This window comes from Halorubellus litoreus (assembly GCF_037081675.1).
Lineage (GTDB): Archaea > Halobacteriota > Halobacteria > Halobacteriales > Natrialbaceae > Halorubellus > Halorubellus litoreus.
Genome location: NZ_JAZAQL010000002.1, coordinates 803,024 through 824,017, shown reverse-complemented (window position 1 = coordinate 824,017; position 20,994 = coordinate 803,024). Strand labels below are relative to the sequence as shown.

The 20,994-nt window shown below is 69.3% G+C and carries 27 protein-coding genes; 10 read left to right on the top strand and 17 right to left on the bottom strand.

What is annotated here, in order from left to right; translation table 11 throughout:
• Positions 1-143: 143 nt before the first annotated feature.
• The 7 genes from VYJ16_RS11375 to VYJ16_RS11345 all read right to left on the bottom strand — a co-directional run bounded on the left by VYJ16_RS11375 (position 144) and on the right by VYJ16_RS11345 (position 5,797).
• The gene (locus tag VYJ16_RS11375; RefSeq protein WP_336350422.1) at positions 144-716 is read right to left on the bottom strand and encodes a DUF7504 family protein; all 573 of its coding nucleotides are present in this window, start codon (positions 714-716) and stop codon (positions 144-146) included.
• Positions 703-1,092, bottom strand: coding sequence for a hypothetical protein (locus tag VYJ16_RS11370; RefSeq protein WP_336350421.1), 390 nt, complete (start codon positions 1,090-1,092; stop codon positions 703-705). Before VYJ16_RS11370 ends, VYJ16_RS11375 begins: the two co-directional genes overlap by 14 nt.
• Positions 1,092-1,412 carry a hypothetical protein gene (locus VYJ16_RS11365; protein WP_336350420.1) on the bottom strand — a complete coding sequence of 107 codons (321 nt, stop codon included), beginning with the start codon at positions 1,410-1,412 and terminating at the stop codon, positions 1,092-1,094. The genes VYJ16_RS11370 and VYJ16_RS11365 overlap by 1 nt, the downstream gene beginning before the upstream one ends.
• Before the next feature lie 148 nt (positions 1,413-1,560).
• Positions 1,561-2,625: a phosphotransacetylase family protein gene (locus tag VYJ16_RS11360; RefSeq protein ID WP_336350419.1), complete on the bottom strand. Its 1,065-nt coding sequence runs from the start codon at positions 2,623-2,625 to the stop codon at positions 1,561-1,563.
• The gene (locus tag VYJ16_RS11355) at positions 2,622-4,718 is read right to left on the bottom strand and encodes an acetate--CoA ligase family protein (protein WP_336350418.1); all 2,097 of its coding nucleotides are present in this window, start codon (positions 4,716-4,718) and stop codon (positions 2,622-2,624) included. Before VYJ16_RS11355 ends, VYJ16_RS11360 begins: the two co-directional genes overlap by 4 nt.
• A 101-nt stretch (positions 4,719-4,819) precedes the next feature.
• Entirely contained in the window at positions 4,820-5,305 is a 486-nt protein-coding gene (locus VYJ16_RS11350; RefSeq protein WP_336350417.1) for a YbaK/EbsC family protein, read from the bottom strand.
• 57 nt (positions 5,306-5,362) lie between these two features.
• Positions 5,363-5,797: a DUF7988 family protein gene (locus VYJ16_RS11345; protein WP_336350416.1), complete on the bottom strand. Its 435-nt coding sequence runs from the start codon at positions 5,795-5,797 to the stop codon at positions 5,363-5,365.
• 100 nt (positions 5,798-5,897) lie between these two features.
• Here VYJ16_RS11345 and dgoD point away from each other — a divergent pair, with 100 nt between their 5' ends.
• The 4 genes from dgoD to VYJ16_RS11325 all read left to right on the top strand — a co-directional run bounded on the left by dgoD (position 5,898) and on the right by VYJ16_RS11325 (position 9,466).
• On the top strand, positions 5,898-7,046 hold the full coding sequence (gene dgoD, locus VYJ16_RS11340; RefSeq protein WP_336350415.1) for a galactonate dehydratase: 1,149 nt from the start codon (positions 5,898-5,900) through the stop codon (positions 7,044-7,046).
• A 103-nt stretch (positions 7,047-7,149) separates the two neighbouring features.
• The gene (locus VYJ16_RS11335) at positions 7,150-7,308 is read left to right on the top strand and encodes a hypothetical protein (protein ID WP_336350414.1); all 159 of its coding nucleotides are present in this window, start codon (positions 7,150-7,152) and stop codon (positions 7,306-7,308) included.
• Positions 7,305-8,285, top strand: coding sequence for a magnesium/cobalt transporter CorA (gene corA / locus VYJ16_RS11330; protein ID WP_336350413.1), 981 nt, complete (start codon positions 7,305-7,307; stop codon positions 8,283-8,285). Before VYJ16_RS11335 ends, corA begins: the two co-directional genes overlap by 4 nt.
• 170 nt (positions 8,286-8,455) lie before the next feature.
• Positions 8,456-9,466 carry a J domain-containing protein gene (locus VYJ16_RS11325; RefSeq protein ID WP_336350412.1) on the top strand — a complete coding sequence of 337 codons (1,011 nt, stop codon included), beginning with the start codon at positions 8,456-8,458 and terminating at the stop codon, positions 9,464-9,466.
• 7 nt (positions 9,467-9,473) lie between these two features.
• Here VYJ16_RS11325 and VYJ16_RS11320 read toward each other — a convergent pair whose 3' ends face one another.
• From VYJ16_RS11320 to VYJ16_RS11305, 4 genes are all read right to left on the bottom strand, one after another.
• Positions 9,474-10,094 (bottom strand): hypothetical protein, encoded by a 621-nt coding sequence (locus VYJ16_RS11320; protein WP_336350411.1) that lies wholly within the window; start codon positions 10,092-10,094, stop codon positions 9,474-9,476.
• Positions 10,095-10,187: 93 nt separating this feature from the next.
• On the bottom strand, positions 10,188-10,706 hold the full coding sequence (locus VYJ16_RS11315; RefSeq protein WP_336350410.1) for an HNH endonuclease: 519 nt from the start codon (positions 10,704-10,706) through the stop codon (positions 10,188-10,190).
• Between the two features lie 60 nt (positions 10,707-10,766).
• The gene (gene tpiA, locus VYJ16_RS11310; RefSeq protein ID WP_336350409.1) at positions 10,767-11,414 is read right to left on the bottom strand and encodes a triose-phosphate isomerase; all 648 of its coding nucleotides are present in this window, start codon (positions 11,412-11,414) and stop codon (positions 10,767-10,769) included.
• Between the two features lie 148 nt (positions 11,415-11,562).
• The gene (locus tag VYJ16_RS11305) at positions 11,563-11,958 is read right to left on the bottom strand and encodes a YlbF/YmcA family competence regulator (RefSeq protein ID WP_336350408.1); all 396 of its coding nucleotides are present in this window, start codon (positions 11,956-11,958) and stop codon (positions 11,563-11,565) included.
• Between the two features lie 218 nt (positions 11,959-12,176).
• Here VYJ16_RS11305 and VYJ16_RS11300 point away from each other — a divergent pair, with 218 nt between their 5' ends.
• Together VYJ16_RS11300 and dph2 are read left to right on the top strand one after the other, a co-directional pair.
• Positions 12,177-12,743: an ANTAR domain-containing protein gene (locus VYJ16_RS11300; RefSeq protein WP_336350407.1), complete on the top strand. Its 567-nt coding sequence runs from the start codon at positions 12,177-12,179 to the stop codon at positions 12,741-12,743.
• 26 nt (positions 12,744-12,769) lie between these two features.
• Complete coding sequence (gene dph2 / locus VYJ16_RS11295; protein ID WP_336350406.1) at positions 12,770-13,816, top strand: diphthamide biosynthesis enzyme Dph2; 1,047 nt, start codon at positions 12,770-12,772, stop codon at positions 13,814-13,816.
• A gap of 203 nt (positions 13,817-14,019) precedes the next feature.
• On the opposite strand, the gene VYJ16_RS11290 is transcribed toward dph2, so the two are convergent.
• On the bottom strand, positions 14,020-14,826 hold the full coding sequence (locus tag VYJ16_RS11290; RefSeq protein ID WP_336350405.1) for a helix-turn-helix transcriptional regulator: 807 nt from the start codon (positions 14,824-14,826) through the stop codon (positions 14,020-14,022).
• A 279-nt stretch (positions 14,827-15,105) separates the two neighbouring features.
• Here VYJ16_RS11290 and VYJ16_RS11285 point away from each other — a divergent pair, with 279 nt between their 5' ends.
• Positions 15,106-15,393, top strand: a complete 288-nt coding sequence (locus tag VYJ16_RS11285) for a DNA-directed RNA polymerase subunit L (protein WP_336350404.1) — start codon at positions 15,106-15,108, stop codon at positions 15,391-15,393.
• 69 nt (positions 15,394-15,462) lie between these two features.
• On the opposite strand, the gene hisF is transcribed toward VYJ16_RS11285, so the two are convergent.
• On the bottom strand, positions 15,463-16,278 hold the full coding sequence (gene hisF, locus VYJ16_RS11280) for an imidazole glycerol phosphate synthase subunit HisF (protein WP_336350403.1): 816 nt from the start codon (positions 16,276-16,278) through the stop codon (positions 15,463-15,465).
• A gap of 158 nt (positions 16,279-16,436) precedes the next feature.
• Between hisF and VYJ16_RS11275 the strand changes: the two genes are divergently transcribed.
• The 3 genes from VYJ16_RS11275 (at position 16,437) to VYJ16_RS11265 (ending at position 18,709) form a co-directional block, all read left to right on the top strand.
• A complete protein-coding gene (locus tag VYJ16_RS11275) occupies positions 16,437-17,315 on the top strand; it encodes a hypothetical protein (protein ID WP_336350402.1) in 879 nt (292 codons plus the stop codon).
• A 91-nt stretch (positions 17,316-17,406) separates the two neighbouring features.
• Entirely contained in the window at positions 17,407-18,462 is a 1,056-nt protein-coding gene (locus VYJ16_RS11270) for a sodium:calcium antiporter (protein WP_336350401.1), read from the top strand.
• A gap of 85 nt (positions 18,463-18,547) precedes the next feature.
• On the top strand, positions 18,548-18,709 hold the full coding sequence (locus tag VYJ16_RS11265; RefSeq protein ID WP_336350400.1) for a DUF7550 family protein: 162 nt from the start codon (positions 18,548-18,550) through the stop codon (positions 18,707-18,709).
• A gap of 84 nt (positions 18,710-18,793) precedes the next feature.
• Here VYJ16_RS11265 and VYJ16_RS11260 read toward each other — a convergent pair whose 3' ends face one another.
• The 4 genes from VYJ16_RS11260 to VYJ16_RS11245 all read right to left on the bottom strand — a co-directional run bounded on the left by VYJ16_RS11260 (position 18,794) and on the right by VYJ16_RS11245 (position 20,901).
• Complete coding sequence (locus VYJ16_RS11260; protein ID WP_336350399.1) at positions 18,794-19,156, bottom strand: fluoride efflux transporter FluC; 363 nt, start codon at positions 19,154-19,156, stop codon at positions 18,794-18,796.
• Positions 19,153-19,542: a CrcB family protein gene (locus VYJ16_RS11255; protein WP_336350398.1), complete on the bottom strand. Its 390-nt coding sequence runs from the start codon at positions 19,540-19,542 to the stop codon at positions 19,153-19,155. Before VYJ16_RS11255 ends, VYJ16_RS11260 begins: the two co-directional genes overlap by 4 nt.
• A gap of 79 nt (positions 19,543-19,621) precedes the next feature.
• Complete coding sequence (locus VYJ16_RS11250) at positions 19,622-20,362, bottom strand: cytochrome c biogenesis protein CcdA (RefSeq protein ID WP_336350397.1); 741 nt, start codon at positions 20,360-20,362, stop codon at positions 19,622-19,624.
• Positions 20,359-20,901, bottom strand: coding sequence for a TlpA family protein disulfide reductase (locus VYJ16_RS11245; RefSeq protein WP_336350396.1), 543 nt, complete (start codon positions 20,899-20,901; stop codon positions 20,359-20,361). The genes VYJ16_RS11250 and VYJ16_RS11245 overlap by 4 nt, the downstream gene beginning before the upstream one ends.
• Positions 20,902-20,994 lie beyond the last annotated feature (93 nt).

Sequence of the window (20,994 nt, the reverse complement as noted above, 5' to 3'; positions counted from 1 at the left end):
TTATCTTCTCGTGGTGTATATCTTAGAGAACGAAACCCGTTAGCGACACGTACGGTCCGCGTGGTGATTGACGCTGGGCGCAGGTCTCGTAACTCGTCGACGGCGACGCCAGCACGTTCGAGGACGTCGTTCGCAGCGCTCGACTACCTGGTGGGCTCGCCGTGGTCGCGTTCGTCGAGCTCCACGTCGAAGATGTCGACGAAGCGGTCGTGCGTCCCCTCGGCGACGGCGTCCCTGACGAGCGCGTACGCACCCGAGGCGTTCCGACGGCGGACGTTCGTGGCGACGCTGTCGAGGAAATTCCCGACGCTCGGGCGCTCCGCGTACATCAGCAGGACGTTCACGTTGTCGAACACCACCCAGCCCTCGCCGGGTTTCACGTGATTCATCCCTCGGTCGAAGCGCTCGTAGATGCCCGACAGGTCGTTCGGGTGAACCACGCTCGTCGTCCACAGCGGCCCGTCGTAGTCCACTGGCGACCCGGAGACGGGAACGAGCCCGACCGTGTTCGGGTCCCCGCCGCGTTCACGGATCAACTGCTCGACCTTCTGGGGCGACCGGGTCGTCGACACCACGAGCATGTTGTCGAACGCCTCGACGGGGACGCGCGACAGCGGGGATTCGAGCGACGGGGAGAGGACGAGCGCCTGCGTGCCCGAGGGCACGTCGAGGGCGTCCTCGGGCTCGCGTCGCGACGGGTCGCTAGTCGTCGGCATCGTCGAACCCCCCCGAACCCTCCGGTTCGGTCACTTCGAACTCGGTCGAGTCCGTTCTGATGAACTGTCTCGCGAAGTAGTAGATGCCGATGGTCGCCGCGACGGACGCCCCCAGGTTCATCAGGGCGGTGATCGCCGCCGACGACTCGAGGCCGGGCGCCAAGACGTCGTTGTCGATGAGGAGCCCGAGGAGGTTCGAGAGCGTCAGGAGGAAGAACCCGACGGCGATACCGACGAACCCCTCCGTGTACGCGACGTTCTGCGCGTACGCGTAGACCGGGTACGCGAGGAGGAGGCTGGCGGCGAGCAACGCCGCTATCTGGACGGCACCGAGGACTTGATAGGGATTGTTGAGGATGGCGTCGACGACCGTCATCAGAGGTCCCTCCGTTCGGTGAGGAGCATCGTCGCCTGGAACGCCGCGTAGACGCCCGCGATGACGCCGACGGAGAACACGACGGCGTATATCTCGGTCGCGTACGGGATCGAGAACAGGAAGAACGCCGCCCACGGCATGTTCACGACGAGCATGCACGCCATCACGACGGGAATCGGTTTCAGGACGCGATTGATGGGTGCGCCCCGGAACCCGCGGACGGCGATGAGCGAGAGGACGATGGCGGTGGCTTGCACGACGATGTTGAGGAGCGAGAACAACTGGACGAGTACCCAGTACCAGTCGGGGAACTCGGCCATCAGCGTTCACCCCCCGTGGTCGTCGCAGTCACTGCCGGAACGTTGCGCCGGGATTGGAAAACTCTTTGGGCGTGGAGAATTCTTCAGCTCGTTGAGATAGCGGCGGTCGGCCACTTCACCGGCGCCCGATGACGTTGGCCGAGAGGACTCAGTTCAGGATGGCGTCCACGTCGACGTGCGCGGTGACGAGTTCCTGCACGCGGTCGACGGTCCGTTCGTCGCGAGCGCGGCCCGAGCGGACGACAGCGTCTGCGCGCTCGACCGTCGTGAGCGTATCCGACTGCACCGACAGCACGGGCACGCCCTTCTCCGTGGCCTTCCCGAGGACCGCGCCCGGTGGGCGGTGCCCGCCGGTGAGGATGAGGCACTTCACGCCCGGCGCCTCGAGCGCGGCGGTGTGTATCTCGCTACGGTCACCGCCCGTGATGACGGCGGCGTCCTTCGTCCGGCGGAACTGCCTGAGCGCCTCGTCGCCGCTCATCGCGCCCACGGAGAACCGCTCGACGTACGCGTCCGTCGGCACGTCCGTCAACGTCGTCGCACCGAGTTCCTCCGCGAGGTCGCCGACGGTGACGCCCGCGAGGTCCTGGACGCGCGGCACGACGCCGTGCACGGGGACGCCGCGGCCCTCGAGGAACGGCAGGACGTCCGTCTCCAGTTCGTCGTACGCCTGGTCGGGGACGCCGTTGAACACGACGCCCGCGAGCCGGTCGCCGAACGACTCGGCGTACGCGAGCGCCGCGTCGACGTCCCACGGCTCCTCGTAGCTCGCGACGACGAGCACGCGCGCGTCCACGAGGTCGGCGACGTCCCGGTCGGTGAGCGAGATGACGCTCCCCGTTTCGGGACCGCCACCCCCTTCGAGGACGACGAGGTCGCGGTCCGCGGCGATGGCGTCGTACGCTTCCTTGACGCGGTCGGCGACGTCCTCGGCGTTCTCGCGGCCACGGACGGCTTGCTGGACGAACGTCGGCGAGTACACGACCGGTTCGAGTTCGTGCATCTCCTCGTCCAGGTCGAGGAGTTCGCGGGCGAGCATGGGGTCGGCGTCGAGGGTCTTCCCGACGTTCGACTCCAGTCGCGTGCCCTTCGGTTTCATGTACCCGACTGTCGCGCCCTCGCCGCTGTCCCGAGCGAGTCGTGCGAGCGCGAGCGCGATGCCGGTCTTCCCGATGCTATCCTCCGTGCCGGTGACGAGTAACGAGTCGGTCATAGTTCCTCCAGGTCGGTGGTGAGTCGCAGGTCGACGGCGGTCGCACCGTCGGGTTGCACGACGAGCGGGTTCACGTCCAGTTCGAGTATCGCGGGGAAGTCCGTCGCGAGCTGGCTGAGACGCTGCACGGTCTCGACGACAGCGTCCACGTCCACTGGCTCGCGGCCGCGCGCCCCTCGGAGGAGCGGCGCGGACTGTATCTCCTCGGTCATCTGCCGAGCTTCCGATTCGCCGACGGGGGCGACCCGGAGGCTCGTGTCCTCCATAACCTCGACGAAGATGCCGCCGAGACCGAACATGACGAGCGGCCCGAACTGCGGGTCGCGGTTCACGCCGACGATGGTCTCGACGGCGTCGTCCAGATCCACGAGCTCCTGGACCTGGACGCCGAGGACGTCCGCGTCCGGCTGGTAGTTCCGCGCTCGCGTGACGAGGTCCTCGTAGGCGTCGTAGACGTCGTTGAACTCCACGCCGACCTTCACGCCGCCGATGTCGGACTTGTGGAGGATGTCCGGGCTCACGATCTTCATCGCGACCGGGCCGTCGATGCCGCGAGCGACGTCCAGCGCCTCGTGCGGGCTGGTCGCGACCTCGCCAGTTGGCGTGTCGATGCCGTACGCGTCCAGTATCTCCATCGCCTCCACGCCGATGCGGTTCTCGCCGCTGTCGGCGGCCTCGGTGAGTATCTCTCGCACCCGCTCACGGTCGACGTCGAACTCGCGGGGCTGGTCGTACTCGCGCTCCCGTATCTCGCGGTAGTCGCTGAGTGCGTCCAGGCCCGACACGGCGCGTGCGGGGTCGAAGTAGTTCGGGATGCCGTGCTCGCTCATCGCGGCCGCGGGTGCCTCGGAGCGCTCGCCGCCCATGAGACACGAGACGACCGGGAGGTCGTGCTTCGCCTGAGTGTCGACGATCTCCTCGGCGAGGTCGTCGAAGCTCAGTATCGCGGTCGGCGCGGAGACGACGACAGCGGACCCGACGTTCGGGTCGCCGAGGACGGTGTCGAGCGTGCGCGCGAACCGCTCGACGTTCGCGTCCCCGATGATGTCGACTGGATTGAAGACGTTCGCGTTGTCCGGGAGGAACGACTGGAGTTCCTCGACGGTGTCGTCCGCGAACGACGCGAGTTCGAGGTCGGCGTCGCCGATGGCGTCGGTCGCGAGCACGCCCGGGCCGCCGGCGTTCGTGACGACGGCGACGCCGTCCGCGTCCGGGAGTGGCTGGTCGGCGAGGACGCGCGACCAGTCGAACAACTCCTCGACGCTGTCGGCGCGGAGCACGCCCGCTTGCTCCAGGCCGGCCTCGTAGGCGGCCTCGCTGCCCGCGATGGCGCCCGTGTGACTGGACGCGGCGTGCGCGCCGGCGTCCGTCCGCCCGGACTTCACGAGCACGACCGGGGTGTCGTCGGTGACCTCGCGCGCGGTGTCGACGAACTCCCGGCCTCGTTTGATGGACTCCAGGTACCCGATGACGACGTCCGTGTCGTCGTCGCCGCCCCAGTGGTCGACGAAGTCCGTCTCGTCGAGCACCGCCTTGTTCCCGAGCGACACGACGTCGCGGAACCCGATGCCTTCGTCGTTCGCCCAGTCCAGGACGGCGGTGATGAACGCCCCGGACTGACTCATGAACGAGATGTTCCCGGGCTGGGCCATCTCGGGGCCGAACGTCGCGTTCATGTCGACGCCGGTGTTCATCACGCCGAGACAGTTCGGGCCGACGAGGTCGATGTCGTACTCGGCGGCGACCTCGGCGAGCTCGCGCTCGCGAGTCGCGCCTTCACCGCCGGATTCACCGAACCCGGCCGTGATGACGACCGCCGCATCGACGCCCGCCTCGCCGGCGTCCCGCACCACCGGTACCGCGACCTGGGGCGGGACGACGACGACGGCGAGGTCCGTCGCGGGCGCGTCGGTGAGCGCGTCGTAGCACTCGTGCCCGAGCACCTCGTCGCGGTTCGGGTTCACCGCGATGACGTCCCCGACGAACCCCGAGTCGAGGTTCTCGAGGATGGCGCGACCCACGGACCCCTCGCGGTCCGTCGCCCCGACCACGGCGACGCGGTCCGGCGCGAACACAGCTGATAAGCGTCCCATCACTCGAACCGACGGCCGGCGCCCCGATAAAGGTGGGCGTCGCTGTCATCGGATGAGAATCACGCGGCGACGACGCGACCAGGTTCGAGGCGTCGGCCGCGTCACTCCGCGACGTCCAGAACCGTCGCTTCGGCGGTCGCCTCGATGGTATCGGGCGTGACGGGGAAGACGGCTTCCGGGGTGCCGGCGGCGGCCCACACGACCTCGTAGTCGGTGAGGGTCTCGTCGAGGTACGTCGGAACGCCCTCGATCTCGCCGTGGTGACAGAACGGCGGGACGCCGCCGATGGCGTACCCCGTGGCTTCGCGGACCTCGTCCGCGTCCGCCATCCGGACAGCGCTCTCGTCGACGCCGCGCTCGGCGGCGAGCTTCGCCATCGACACGCGGTTCGCGCCGCTCGTCACGACCACGACCGGGTCGTCGCCCGCCATCAGGACGATGCTGCTCGCGATCTGTGCGACGTCACAGCCGACCGCGTCCGCGGCATCTTCGGCGGTCTTCGTGCCCTCCGGGAACTCCGTCGTCTCCAGTTCCAGGCCGTGCTCCTCGCGAGCTCGCTTCGTGAAGTCGGCGGCGCGCTCGTGCATGCGAGGCTCGACTACCCGCCAGCGCATAAACGTGGGCGTGGAAGCGGATGCTGCCGGTCAGTCGTGGACGGCGACGTCGACCAGTCCAGGGTCGTCGGCGTCGAGGTCCCGGTGGACGTACTGCACGGGGTCGCGAGCGACCGCGAACGGCGCGACGGTGACGACGACGCGCCCGACGTCGGTGGTCGCGCGCAGGACGACGCCTTCGGCGGTGACGGCGACGTACGGCGGCGCAGGGACCGGGTCCGCGCGGAGGCTGCCGCCGGCGGCGTCGACGGCGGTCGCGAGCACAGCGGGCGCGGCGTCGAGCGTTCCGGTCTCCCGGAGCACGCGCTCGAACCGGTCGACGACCGCGCTCCGCGACGAGGCGTGGTCGCCGTCCCACGACGCCGCAGTGACGCGCCCGGCGGCGGCGACGGCGTCCAGGAAGTCGGCGTGCTCGCTGCGAACGCGGTCGCGGACCGTGCTCGCGGTCGTGTCGGCGTCGGTCACGTCCCCGACTCGCGTCCTGCGGCGCTTCAAGCTGACGACCGCCCGCGGGAGTCGTGCCGGCGTCGGCAGTGCCAAGTACGGCGTGGGTCAACGCGGCGGTATGGAGATCGTCGATTACGACCTGTACGAGGTCCCGCCGCGGTGGCTGTTCCTCCGCGTCGAGACCGACACCGGGCTCGTCGGGTGGGGCGAGCCCGTCGTCGAAGGCCGCGCGCACACCGTCCGCGCCGCCGTCGAGGAACTCATGGACGCCTACCTCGTGGGCGAGGACCCGCTGCCGGTCGAGGACCACTGGCAGACGATGTACCGCGGCGGGTTCTACCGCGGCGGCCCCGTCCTCATGAGCGCCATCGCGGGCATCGACCAGGCGCTCTGGGACATCCGCGGGAAGCACTTCGACGCGCCGGCGTACGAACTGCTGGGTGGACCCGTCCGCGAGAAGATACAGGTGTATCAGTGGGTCGGCGGTGACCGACCGGACGACGTCGCCGACGCCGCACGCGAGAAGGTGGATGCGGGCTACGACGCGCTGAAGATGAACGCGACCGCCGAACTCCGGCGCGTGGACTCGCCGAGCGCGGTCGACGACGCCGTCGAGCGCCTGCGGACGGTGCGCGAGGCCGTCGGGCGGGACGTCGACGTCGCCGTCGACTTCCACGGCCGCGTCTCGAAACCGATGGCGAAACGACTCGTCGCCGCGCTCGAACCGCACGAGCCGTTCTTCGTCGAGGAGCCCGTCCTCCCCGAGCACCTCGACGCGCTCCCCGCGATACAGGCGCAGACGTCGACGCCCATCGCGACGGGCGAACGCCTCTACACGCGCGGTGACTTCCGGGACGTCCTCGAAACCGGTGCGGTGGACGTCATCCAACCGGACCTGAGTCACGCCGGCGGCATCACGGAGGTCGCGAAGATAGCGTCGATGGCGGAGACGTACGACGTCGCGCTCGCCCCGCACTGTCCGCTCGGTCCAATCGCGCTCGCGGCGTGCGTCCAGGTCGACGCCGTCGCGCAGAACGCGCTCATCCAGGAGCAGAGCCTCGACATCCACTACAACGAGACCGCGGACGTCCTCGACTACCTCGCGGACCCGAGCGTGTTCGAGTTCGAGGACGGCTACCTGCCGCTCCCCGACGGCCCCGGGTTGGGCGTCGAGATAGACCGCGACGTCGTCGAGGACCGCGCGGGCGCCGTGGACTGGCACAACCCCGTGTGGCGACTGGAGGACGGGAGCGTGGCGGAATGGTGACCGCGACCTCGATCCATGGCGGTGATGCGGGCCGATTCACGAGGTAGCCCGCGGTCGTCTCGGCCCGCGAACGCTTTTCCCGCAGGCAGTCGACGACCGTGGCATGAACCGAACGTTCGCTGCGGGGGTCGCGCTCACTGCCGTCAGCGTCCTCGGGTACGTCGTCGGCGTGCTCGCGCCCTACCCGGGGCGCGCGTTCGCGCTCTCAGGGCTCATGGTCGGCATCACGGTCGCCGCGATCTCGACGGGTGAGGGCGCGTGATCCAGACGCACGTCCTCACGCCGGAGGGCGTCGAATCGCACGAGGACGTCGGCGAGGCGAAGGCCGCGACGGGGACGACGTGGGTTCGCGTCTCCGACGGCACCAGCGAGGAGATGCGCGCGGTCTGCGAGACGTTCGGCATCCACGACCTGGAACTGGAGGACGTCCGCCAGGGCGTCCGTCCGAAGGTCGAGGAGTTCGACGACCACGCGTTCGTGCTCGTCAAGAGCGTGCGCCTCCGCGGCGGCGACACGACGTTCGAGGAGGAACTCTCCGACCAGCCCGTCGGCGTGTTCCTCGGCGACGACTGGCTCGTCACGCTCTCGACCGCCACCCTCCCCGCGGTCGGTCGGGTCTGGGACGCGGCGACGCGCGAGGAGAAACGACTGCTCTCCCGCGGCCCGGACTTCCTCGCGTACCGCGTCCTGGACGCCCTCGTCGACGAGTACTTCGACGTCCTCGACGAGATCGAGACCGACATCGAAGCCGTCGAGGACGCGGTCGTCGGCGCGACCGGCATCGACACGCTCGAACGCATCAACAGCCTCCGCCGAGAGCTGCTCGCAACGCGACGGCTCCTCTGGCCGACGCGAGACGCGCTGTCGACGTTCGCGCGAGGAGACGTCGACGTGGTCGCCGACGAGAACGAGAAGTACTATCGCGACGTCCAGGACCACGTCGTCCAGCTCGTCGAACTCGTCGAGACGTACCGCGACCTCGTCACTGGCGCGCGCGACATCTACCTGAACTCGCTGTCGATGTCGACGAACGAGGTCATGAAGCGCCTGACGGTCGTCGCGACCATCATCCTCCCGTTGACGTTCGTCGTCGGCGTGTACGGCATGAACTTCGGCGGCGAGTCGCCGTACAACATGCCCGAGCTCGCGTGGACGTACGGCTATCCGGCAGTCCTGTTGGGGATGGCGGGCGTGACCATCGTCCTGGTCGCGTACTTCCGGCGCGAAGGCTGGCTGTAGACGTGCTCGCCGCTGCCGGCCCCCGCGAGCGCTGGACGTGCGACGTCGGTCGCGGACGCTGGACGTGCGACGTCGGCGCCGACCACGACCGCGCCTGGTCGCTTCTTGCGACTTAATCCTCGTCGTAGAATACTGAAAACTAATATGGGTCGAACCGCAACGTGTACGCGATGGCTGTTGTCGACCGACGCGGCTGTGACGGCTGTGGTCGCTCCCTCCCCGTCGAGGAGCTCGTCGCGGTGTCCCTCCCGGGCGACGAGCACGCCGTGTGCTGTCCGGACTGCCGCGAGCACGCGGAGTCGGTGGTCGACGACGAACCGACCGCGGTCGCCCGCCAGCGCGGCGAGTGCGAGGGCTGCGGGACGACCCGTCCGGTCGACGAGTTCGAGACGGTGAACGTGACGGACGGCGAGACGGTCGCGGTCTGCGAGGACTGCCGCGAGCACGCGGAGTCGATGTCGCGACGGACGAGCGTCGACGGGCACCGCGGGAGCTGTTCGGGGTGCGGGGAGCGCTTCGACGTGAACGACATGACCGCGGTCGAACTGGACGACGGGACGACCGTCGCGTGCTGCGAGGAGTGCGCGTCGTACGCTCGCGCCGCCGCTCGCACGACCCGCGACGACGCGGCCTTCGACGACGTGACCGACGCCACGGGGGCGGACGCGGGTCCCGCGGGCGACGGCGCCGGCGACGGTGGCAGCGTCGACGAGGTCGATGACCACGGCAGCGTCGACGATGCTGAAGGGGACGAGTGCGCTGAAGACGACCGCTCGAAGCACGGTCACGCAGCCGCCGTCGACGCGGACGACGACCGGTCGAACGACGTCGTGACGGCGGCCGACGCCGAGGAGACGGCGCTCGCGGAGACGCCGTCGATATGCGACCAGTGCGGTGATTGGGTGGACGTCGAGCTGTTCGAGGTGGTGACGGCTGCGGACCGCGTCGAGGAGTTCTGTCCGCCGTGCAAGGATCGGGCGCGCCGGAACGGCGTCGTCCGCGAGGTACGGATGCGGCGGTCCGAAGCGTACGCGGTCCTGGACGTCGACCCGGGTCGCGCCGAGGCGGTGGTCCGGGACGCGTACCTCTCGCGGATCAAGGAGGTGCATCCGGACCGCGAGGACGGGAGTCGCGAGGCGTTCCGGCGCGTCCAGCGGGCGTACGAACGACTGACGGACTGACGGCGAGTCAGTCGTCGGGGAGGGCACCGTCTTCGCGGTGGAGGAACCCGAACGTGCCGGCGTCGAAGAAGTACGAGGACTGGCAGGTCTTGCAGTCCTGGCGGACGGGCTGGTTGTGTTCGTGCATCCGCCAGAGGTCCTTCTGGCTGCGTTCGACCTCGATGGTGACGGTACCGTCGCAGCCGTCGAGACTACACGGGAATCGCAGGAACCAGTTCGGGACGGAGAGTGCGCCGAGTGGGGCGAGTGCGGCACGGAGCCGACAGACGAGGTTGAAGACGGTGACGGTGAGGTCGTCGCGCTGCAGTTCGACGCCTTCGGTGTCGGCGACGTACCCGCCGCGGTCGTCGGGCGACTCGTAGATGGGGAGGACGGGGACGCCTTTGGCGACCGCGTACCCGACCTCTTGGTTGAGCCACGCGTCGGTCGCGCCGTCCTCCGTGAACAGCGCGACGACGAGGTCCGCGTTCGCGATGCGGCCGCCGAGCTCGCTCCGCGAACGCCCGGATTCGAGCTCCTCCATCGCGACGTGCACGGTGAACGGGAAGTTCCGGATGGTCGAGAAGAGGTCCTGGGCGAGCGAGAGGTCCGCAGGCCCGTGGGTCACGTAGACCGTCTCGTCTATCATGCTGTCCGAATCGTGGCGGTCCCTAATATGTCTGTTCTCGACTGGTCGCATCGGCCGCAGTCAGTCGTGGCGTCGGCGGTGTTCTGGCTGCAGTCACTCGTGTAGTCGCCGGTGGCAGGTCGGGCAGAGGCTGACGTAGTTGTGTGCGTGCCGGTAGCCGGTGGCGTCGATGGGGACGATGGGGTGGACGTGGAGGGTGTCGCCGACGACGATGTGTTCGCGGACGCCGCAGCCGCGGCATCGGTGGTCGTCGCGGGCGCGGACGGTGTCGGCGTCGACGGCGTGGCCGTCGTGCGCGCAGCGGTCGAACGACCGGTCGTCGCCGGTGCTGTCGTCCACGTTGGTCGAGTCGTCGGTGCTCGGGGAGGCTGCGGTCGCCGCGGCCGCGTGACAGTCGTCGCAGAGCGTCACCTGATTCCGGCCGTCCACGGGCTCGTCTGGGACGAGTGCGTGGTCGTCGACGGCGGCGGCGAGATTGTCGCGCGCGCAGTTCTGGCAGGTGTCGCCGAGGACGAACTCGCGAGCGGCGCCGACGCTGCGGTCGTTGCGCGTTGCGGGGACGCGGTCGGTGGTCGCTCGCTTCAGTCGAGCGAGGACGTCCTGGGTCTGCATCGACTGAACGAACGACCCCATCCACCTTAATTATTGCTCTCTTAGAGCTTCGAAATTAAGTCACTTCGCGCCGGAGACGAGGTCGCGGAGTGCCGCCTCCGGGTCGTCGGCCTTCGCCACCCCGCTCGCGAGCAGGACGCCGGTCGCGCCCAGGTCGCTCGCGGCCGTCACGTCGTCACCGGTCGAGATACCGGCGCCGCAGTACACGTCCACGGACTCGTCGACCGCCGCCGCAGCGTCGACCGCGCCCGTGACGACGTCCGGGTCCGCCTGACTGACCGGCGTCCCCGTTCCGATGAGTTCCGGCGGTTCGACCGCGACAGCGTCCGGGCCGAGCGCCGCCGCCGCCCCGATCTGGGCCGGGTTGTTCGCGCAGACGCACGTCTCCAGCCCCGCCCGTTCCGCGGCCTGCACGGATCCGTCGATGTCGGCGAGCTTCAGGCGGTTCTCCGAGTGATTCAGGAGCGTCCCCGTCGCGCCCGCATCGGCGGCCGCTTCCGCGAGCGTACTCCCGGTGTGACTCCCGTAGTCGTTCGGCGACACGTGCTGCGCCCACGTCTCCACGCCCGTGTCCGCGACCGCGGACAGGTGCGCGGCCTGGGGCGCCACGCCGACGCGAACGCCCGTATCGTCCGCGACGTCCGCCGCAGCACGCGCTACTTCCAGGTGATCGCACGGATACGCCTTCAGGTTCACAAGAACGAACATACGAGAACCGCCGGTGGCGAGCGAAAAGTACCTTTGGAGTCCGGCGAAGCCTCGCGCGAACTCCCACCCGTCGAACTCGATCGTCGCCCGTTCGACGGCAAGTGACTCGCGGTCGGCCGTCGCCCGTTCGACGGCAAGTGACTCGCAGCTAGTCCTGACAGCAGCCGCCCGCTTCCTCGCCGAAGTCCACGATGAGCTGGTCGCTGATAGCCTCGTTCACTGCCTCCAGGCGCGCATCGAGCGCGTTCTGCGCCTCCAGGTACTCGGCCATGACCGGCATCTCGTGGAGTTCCGCTTGCGCGTCCTGGACCTTCTGGAGGTCCGCTTGCGTCGCCTCGCCGGTCTGGCGCGCGAGCATGAACTCCTGGCGGATCTGCTCGAACTCGTCGATCTTCGCCTGCGCGTCCTCGCTCGCCTCAACCGCCGCCTTCGCGTCCTCGAACCGCTGGTACTCGTCCAGTTCGGTGATGGCGGCGCCGAGTTCCCGTCCGAGCGCCTCCACGCTCTCCGTCGTCGTCGACTCGCGGTCGGTCTCCACGCTCATATCCGAGTCTTGGACCGAACGCGTTTGAACCTGCCGGAACCCGCGAACTGCCCGTCCCGGATGGACACCAGCGAGGCGCGCGACACCAAACCGCACGGTCTTGCCCAGTTTCGGCGGCTACAGCCGGTTGAACGAACGATTGAACGGTTTGAACGGTGCGTGAACCGACTGAACGGAAGACCCCCTTCAATACGTGGGGCCGTCCAGTGAGAGATACGATGGGCGAGAACGACGTGACGGTACTGGTGGCGATGCCCCCGACAGAGCGACGCGGGCGGATCGTCGAACTGATCGGCGAGAACGGCCACGACGTCCGAACGGCCGACGACGGCGTTCGAGCAGTCGACCGCATCCGGCACGCCGACGTCGTTCTCGTCGGCGGCTACCCGCCGCAGGTCGCGCGCGTCGTGCTCGACGCGACCACGCCACCCGGCGTCGTCCGACCGAACGTGCTGGTCGCGGACGACGCCGACGCGTTCGACACGGTCCCCGGCGACCACCTGCCAGCGGACGCGACCGCGCCGGCGGTCGCCGACGCCGTCGAGGCGGCGGTCGGTCGAGCGAACTACACGCGTCGCGTCGCTGCGTTCTCGGCGGTCGCCGCCGAAGCCGCCAAGAGCGACCGACCGTCGCACGCGCTCGCCGAACAGGTCGCCGGACTCGCGAGCGACGCCCGCAGCGTCCAGACCGACTTCTCGCCCACGGACTGGACAGCGGCGTTCCGCTCGGTCCTCCGAACCGACGCCTCCGCGCTCTCCTCGAAGTCCGGGAACCGTACGAGTTAACCGTCCGTGCCGGCTACGACGGGGCAATGAGTCAAGAGTCGTACTCCGAAGGCGACCTCCGCAATACCGGCATGTCCCTCAAGCACGACCGCGAGTGGGACTACGAGCTGGACCGCATCGTCGACGCGGTCCACGACCGGGACGCGAAGAAGGTCGGCCTGCAGTTCCCCGAGGGCCTGAAGCGACGCGGCCCGGCGGTCGCTGACGACCTCCGCGAACTCGTTCCCGACGACGTCACCATCATGTTGTCCGGCCAGCCGTGCTACGGCGCGTGCGACCTGGACACGTTCCTGATGCGGCGCACGGACGTGTTCGTGCACTTCGGGCATTCGCCGATGAAGGAGTCGGACAAGATAATCTACGTGCCGCTGTTCTCGAACGTGGACGTCGAACCCATCATGGAGGAGTCCCTCGAGGAACTCCCCGATCCGGACGTCGACGACGAGGTGGGGCTCGTGACGACCGCGCAGCACATGAACCTGTTCGGCGACATGCGCGAGTGGCTCGAAGCGCGCGGGTACGAGGTCCACACGCGTCGCGGCGACGACCGCCTCACGCACGAGGGGCAGGTGCTCGGCTGTAACTACGCGAGCGCGGACGTCGACGCCGACCACATCCTCTACGTCGGCGGCGGGAAGTTCCACCCGCTCGGGCTGGCGATGGAGCACCCCGAGAAGAAAGTCGTCATCGCGGACCCCGTGAACAACGTCGTGACGGTCGCGGACACGGAGAAGTTCATGAAGCAACGGTACGGGGCGGTGCATCGCGCGATGGACGCGGAGAAGTGGGGCGTCATCTTCTGTACGAAGATCGGGCAGGGGCGGTTCGACCAGGCCCAGGAGATAATCGACGGGAACGACGACGCGTACCTCATCACGATGGACGAGGTGACGCCGGACCGCCTCCGGAACTTCGACATGGACGCGTTCGTGAACACGGGCTGTCCGCGCATCACGACGGACGACGGCCCGCAGTTCCACAAGCCGATGCTGACGCCCGGCGAGTACGAGATCGCGGTCGGGAACAAGCCCCTCGAGGACCTGTCGTTCGACACGTTCCACGGCACCTGGTAGCGACCGACCCAACACTGGACGGTATTCCTCGGTGGTCGGGGCGAAACCGCACGACCTCCGCATGGTGTTTCAGGGGTTGCAACACGTCTCGTGGCGTACATACTTCCAGTATCACCCCGTACGTGTAGATGCCGCCGGCCGCGGTGCATTGCCCCCGCCCCGTGGCCGGGGTCCCCACGCTGGAAACTGCCCTGATTGCCCTCTCACTCGGGCCGAGCGGATTCTTCCACCTCGGCCTGCTCGCCCGGGACGCAAGTAGCCCTCGACCGTAGCGACTCGAACGTGTCGGTTGCCCACGACACGAACGAGTCGTCCACGGCGTACGCGAGCGCCACCAACTGATTGTCCGGTCCGTACCCACCGACGAACGCTCTATCGTCCAGTACCGTCAGCCCGAACCCGGGGTCGTCTTCGAGGACGAACAGCGAGAACCCGTCGGTTGCGAGCGTCTCGCCGAACTCGTCGCCGGCGTCCTCGCGTTCGGCTTCCAGGACGTCCCTGGGGATGATGAGTTCGGTCTCGACGCCCGCTTCGATGAGCTGGTCGTGCCCGAAGTCGAACATCTCGCTGCGGACGGGCGAGAGCCCGTGCACGCGGTCGGTGTCGCTGGCGGTGAGTTCTTCGACGTACCGCATCACTGGGGCGTGTGGTTTGTCCTCGGCGGTCGTGACGAGGTCGGCGGTCGCGAGGACGTCGAGCGGTGGGACGCCCTCGGATGGGATGGTCTCGAGCAGCTGCTGGAATCGGTCGATGGTCTCCATCCCGGTCCGGAAGTGCTCGAAGCGGTCGTGGACGAGGACGCCGGCGGTCGTGACGTGGTAGCCGTCGGCGTCCTGCCGGACCCACCCGCGGTCGGTGAGCGCGGAGAGGTTCCGGTGGACGGTGGCGCGAGAGACGTCGAGTTCGTCGCGGAGATCGCTCGGACGAGCGGGTCCGAGTGACTGCAGTGCCCCCAGCACGCGCGCGCGGACTGGCGAGTCCGCGAGGAACGTGAGCGCGTCGTTGGTCATCGTCAAAGGTACCGGCCCCGGGGTCAAAAACGTTCGGCCGCGGCCGACAGAATATCGCCTGCTTGCGAAACGACGCCGACAACTGCTCCCGACTCGCGGCCTCGACGCAGACAACTGCCCCCGACTCGCGGCCTCGACGCCGTCGACCCGACCCGGACGAAGCCGACGCGTTCGTTCCACTCCGCTGGAATCGACTGACCCGCCGACCCCTGCACGTCCGGCGTCCCGGACGCGCGGCGTTCCGAAACCTGTAAACGCACGTCCCGGGTACTGGGTCGTATGGAACTGCGGGTCATCGAGAACACGGAGGACGAACTCTCCATCGAGATCGCGGGCGAGGACCACACGTTCATGAACGTCCTGAAGGGGACGCTCCTGGAGGCGGAGAACGTCGGCGCGGCGACGTACGACATGAACCCCGAGCAGTCCGGTGGGCAGACCGAACCGATCCTGACCATCAAGACCGAGAACGGCGCGGACCCGCTCGAGGAACTGGAGGCGGCGGCGGCCGACATCCGGGACAAGACGGCGGCGCTGACGGACGCGTTCGACGACGCGGCCGCCTGAGTCGCGCTCTGACTCGTCCCTGCCGACCGAACCGACGTCTCTGAGCGGTCTTCTGCGGTTGTTCGGTGGTCAGCGACGCATCGGGATGCCGCGTTCGTCGAGCCGTGCCTTGCATTCCTCGACGCTGTACTCGTCGAAGTGGAAGATGCTCGCGGCGAGTGCGGCGTCGGCGCCGGCGTCCGTGAAGACGTCGTACATGTCGTCCGGGCTCCCGCACCCGGAGGAGGCGATGACGGGCGTGGTGACGTTGTCGCAGACGGCTTTCGTGAGCGGGATGTCGTAGCCGTCCTTGGTGCCGTCGGCGTCGATGGAGTTCACGAAGAGTTCGCCGGCGCCGCGGGATTCGGCTTCGCGCGCCCACTCGACGACGTCCAATCCGGTGCCTTCGCGGCCGCCTTTGACCGTGCACTCGAACCAGCAGGATTCCCCGTCGACCTCGACGTAGTGCTCGCCCTCGTCGTCGAACCGGCGGCGCGCGTCGACGCTGATGACGATGCATTGGTTCCCGAACGCCTTCGCACCCTCGTCGATGAGGTCGGGGTTCGCGATGGCGCCCGAGTTGATGGAGACCTTGTCCGCGCCCGCTCGCAGCGTCTCCTTGATGTCCTCCTTCGTTCGGATGCCGCCGCCGACGGTGAGTGGGATGAACACCTCGTCCGCGACCGCGGAGACGGTGTCGAGCATCGTCTCGCGGCCGTCCGCGCTCGCGGTGATGTCGAGGAACACGAACTCGTCGGCGCCGGCTTCGTTGTATCGCTTTGCCATCTCGACGGGGTCGCCGGTGTACTCGAGGTCCTCGAAGTTCACGCCCGTGTACACGGCGGGGTTGCCGTCGTCGTCGAGGTCGACGTCGATGCAGGGGATGACGCGCTTCGTGAGAGTCACGGTTACTACCTCCACGTGCGAGGCCGTCGGACAAAAGGCGTCCGCTCGCGACAGGCCGTGCGGTGGACGCGAGCGTGGACCGGTCGCCGCGGTCCCGTGCGCGCCGACCGATGCGTGGAACCTACAAGTACCCGGGGTGCGTCGGTTCGCGCAGTTCGATGAAGCGTTATCCTGGGGTTCCGGACGCGAGCGAGGTCCTGCCGGGGTTCGCGGACGAGGGCGGGCACGTCTGGGTGCAGGAACTCGTCGCCGGCGAGTTGTTCCGCTTCCAGCTGGGGGAGTCGGGTGCGGTCCGCGTGGGGACGCGTCGTCGCGAGTTCGCGCCCGAGGACGCGCCGCTGCGATTCCGGCACGCGGTCCAGTACGTCCGCGATTCGCTGGACGCGAGCGCGCTCCGGGACGCGGTCGAGGACGTCGAGTCGGTGACGTTCTTCGGGGTCGCCACCCAGTACGCGGGCTATCCGTACGACTGGGGGCGGACGCCGTCGGTCCTCGGCGTCGACGTCTGGGATGCCGACCGCGAGGCACTCCTGCGGGTCGACGCCGCCGAGCGAGCGTTCGACGCGTTCGGGCTCGACCCCGTGAACGTATTTCGGAAGGAGGTGCACGTCCGCGACTACGGGTTCGCGGACGAGTCGCTCCCGGCGTCCGCGTGGTACGACGGCCCGGCGGCGGGTGTCGTCGTCCGGAAGAAGACCGGCGAACGACTCGCCTTCCGCGGAGAGGCTTCCGCACCCGACCAGGCTCCCGACCGCGAGCGCGACGTCGCGGACGCGACCGCGGCCGCGGCCGAGACCGCGACGGCGGCACGGTTCGGGCGCGTTGCGGCGACGGTCCGCGACCGCGGACTCCCGGTGTCGTTCGACACCGTCTACGACCGCCTGCTCGCCGCTATCTACCGCGAGGAGGGCGACTGGCTGCTGGACGAACCGTCGGGTGGCGGGACGGCGACGGGGCGCGGGTTCGACCTCGGCGCGTTCCGGGACGCGGTCGCGCAGCGAACGAGCGAACTGCTCCGAGACGTCGACGACGGGTGAGGCGTCGCCGGACGCGAATCCACTTCCGACGCGGCGGTCGCGTCGGCTCGAACGACAAGGTTCTTGCGACGGTCGCCCCTCGAATCCGACGATGTCGTTGCTGAGTCCGTTCGTGAACTCGCTCCCGGTCGCCGCCGTGTTCGTCCTCGGGTCGCTCGCGGTCATCTGGAAGGGCAGCGAGTGGCTGGAGCACTCCGCGGCGAACCTGTCGCTGTACTACGGCCTGCCGCCGGTCGTGCACGGCGCTATCGTCGTCGCGGTCGGGTCGTCGTTCCCCGAGCTGTCCTCGGCGGTGATCGCGACGTGGCTGCACGGCGAGTTCGGGCTCGGCGTCGGCGCTATCGTCGGCTCCGCGATATTCAACATCCTCGTCATCCCGGCGCTCTCCTCGCTCGCGGTCGACCATCGCGTGGAGGCGAACCGCGACATCGTCTTCAAGGAGGCGCAGTTCTACATGCTCTCGGTCGCGGTCGTCCTCATCACGTTCTCGCTCGCGGTCATCTACAACGGCGCGCCCGGCGAGTTCAAGGGCGTGGTGACGCCGGCGCTCGCGCTCCTCCCCATCGCGCTGTACGTGCTCTACATCTTCATCCAGTACCAGGACACGAGCGATTACGACGCGGAGGCACCACCCGCTTCGCTGAACGTCGGCAAGCAGTGGGCGCTCCTCGCGGTGAGCCTGCTGACGATCGCGCTCGCGGTGGAGGCGCTCGTCTCCGGTATCACGTACACGGCGGCACGATTCTCGCCGGACCTCCTGTGGGTGTGGGGGATGACGGTCATCGCGGCCGGGACGAGCCTCCCGGACGCGCTCGTGTCCATCCGCGCGGCGAAGGCCGGGGAGTCCGCGACGAGTCTCGCGAACGTCCTCGGGAGCAACGTCTTCGATCTCCTCGTCGCGGTGCCCGCGGGCATCCTCGTCGCCGCGGCGGTCGGGAACGCGGTCGTCATCGACTTCGCGATAGCGGTCCCGATGATGACCGCGTTGACGGTCGCGACGGTGTTCCTGTTCACGCTCCTCCGGACCGACCTCCACCTCACGAACAGGGAGGCGTACTTCCTGCTGGGGGCGTACGCGGTGTTCGTCGCGTGGCTGTTCCTCGGTATCTTCGGGGTGTCGCCGATCCCGGTTCCGGTGAGTTCCTGACTCGCGCGTCCTCGGTTCCGGGCGTCGTCCCGGTCGGTCGGGCGGGATGGCAATCGTCAAGTGCGGGCGGTGAGGAGCACGAGGCATGAGCGACGACTCTCACCACGAGGACGACCACGACCACGGCGAGAGCGAGGGGCGCGTCACCTCGCCGATGCAGGAGTACACGACCGGCCAGGTTGCTCGCGGCGCGCTCGTGCTCGTCGTCGGCCTCCTGCTCACGTTCGGCGTCGGGTTCGTGCTCTGAATCGGTCGGATCGAGCCGAGAGCAATCGTTCTTGCAGTCCTCGAACTCGGTAGCGTCGGTGCTGTCAGGCGAGCGTCGGTGCTGTCAGGCGAGCGTCGCGAGCCAGAATCCGAGTGCGGCGGCGGCGAGTGCGAGTGCGAGCGTGCCGAACGCGTTCGCGGCGGCGGCGCGCGTGCTTCGGGTCTGGCGGTCGACGGTCTCGAACGCGAACGTCGAGAACGTGGTGAACGCGCCGCACGCGCCGGTACCGACGAACAGGAGGGCGTCGCCCCCGAGGACGCCCGCGGCGCCGAGCCCGGTCGCGAGCCCGAGGACGAGACTCCCGACGACGTTCACGGCGAGCGTCGCTCGCGGGACGTCGGTGGTGTTGTCGACGCGCTCGTAGACGGCGTGGCGCGCGACCGCGCCGAGTGCACCGCCGAGGCCGACGAGGTACGCGGGGTTCACTGGTTCGTCCTCCGGGCGAGTGCGAGCGCGACGTGGCGGCCGACGAGGACGCCGGCGACGCCGAGCGCGTAGTTCGCGGCGACGTTCCCGGCGGCGACGAGCGGTGCGGCCTGGTAGGTCTGGACGGCGAACGTCGAGTACGTCGTGAGCGAGGAGAGGAAGCCGGTGCCGACGGCGGTCCGCATCGGCCCGGAGAACACGCCGAGGTACGCCTCCTCGTACAGCAGGAATCCGAGGAGCGCGCTCCCGAGGACGTTCACGGCGAGCGTCGCGGGGAGTGCACCGAACGCGCCGTCGACGACGTACCGGGCGTTCGCACCGGCGAACCCGCCGAGCGCGACGAGCGCGTACGTCTCCACGGTCGCGAGCGGGTGGCCGTCGGTCATCGAGAACGAGTCCGCAACGTGACGGCAAAAACCCGGCGAGTCCCGGTCGAGCGCTTCCGGGAGTGGGCGCCGGCCCCGCTCAGCCGAGTGCGTTCGCGACGGTGATGGCGTAGTGTATCTGTGCGATGCCGGCGACGACGAGGAGGACGCCGGCGATGCGCGTGATGCGGCCGGTGCTGGCGCGCAACCGGTCGACGACGGCGGTGTGGCCGAGCGCGGCGGCGAGCGTGACGGCGCCGAGCGCGAGCACGAGCCCGAGCGCGTACAGTCCGACGACCGCGGCTGCGGCGACGGGGCCGCGGGAGACGCCAGCGAGGGCGACGCCGACGAACACGGGCGCGCTGCAGCCGGCGGCGGCGACGCCGTACGTCACGCCGAACGCGAAGAACCCGCCGGGCGAGCGCGAGCGCTCGGCGAGTTGCACGGAGACGTCGCCGAACGTCCGGCCGCTCGCGAACGCGACGCCGACGAGGACGACGAGCGCGCCGACGACCAGCTCGAGTTCGCCGGCGAGCGACGCCACGCCAGCGCCGAGGACGGCGACGACTGCGGCGAACGCGACGAAGACGACGGTCGCGCCGAGTCCCGTGACGCCCGCGACGAATCCCGCACGGCGCAGCGACGGTCGCGCGGCGGTCGCCGCGCCGCCGTCCGTGGCGGTGCCGCCGGCGTCGTCGTCCGCGGGGCCTGCAGGGCTGGACCCCTCGGTGTTCGCGCCGACGAAGAACGCGACGTACCCCGGGAGCAGCGGGAACGCGCAGGGCGCGGCGAACGCGAGCGCGCCAGCGGAGAACGCCAGCACGAACAACGGGTCTATCATCGCTGCTCTCCCGGCCCCACGTTCGAAGTGGCGGCGGCCTCGTCGATGGCGGCGACGACCGCGTCCGCCCGGGCGACGCCGACGTGCCGCCAGACCTCGCTCCCTGGGCCGCCGCCGGGCGGGAGGACGAGCGTCGTCGGCAGCCGCGGCGCGCTGTACGTGCTCGTCGCTCGCGCCTCCGGGTCCATGACCGCGGGCCAGTCGCCGCCGTAGTCCCCCCACCACTGCCGGATGGCGGCCTCGTTCCCCTCGTTCGTCACGGAGACGACGTACGCGTCCGGGCGTTCCTGTGCGGCCGCCCAGATGGTGTCGAGTTGCGGGATGCAGGGCGCGCACCACGTCGCGAAGAAGTCGAGGACGATGGGGCGGTCGGCGACCGCGAGCGGGACGCGGTCGGGGCCGGGGCCGGCGGCGCGCTCCAGTTCGATGGCATCCACGCCCCCGTCGCCGACGCCGAGACTCCCCAGGCAGCCGGCGAGCGCGGCGCTCGCGGCGACCGCGCCGCTTCGGAGGAGTCGTCGACGGGAGAGCGGTTCCATACCCGTCCTACGACGACTGGGGGTATCGGGCTAGCGGGGGTGTGAGGGATTGGCGCACGACCGCCCCGCGTTCATGCGTCGACGACGCGTACC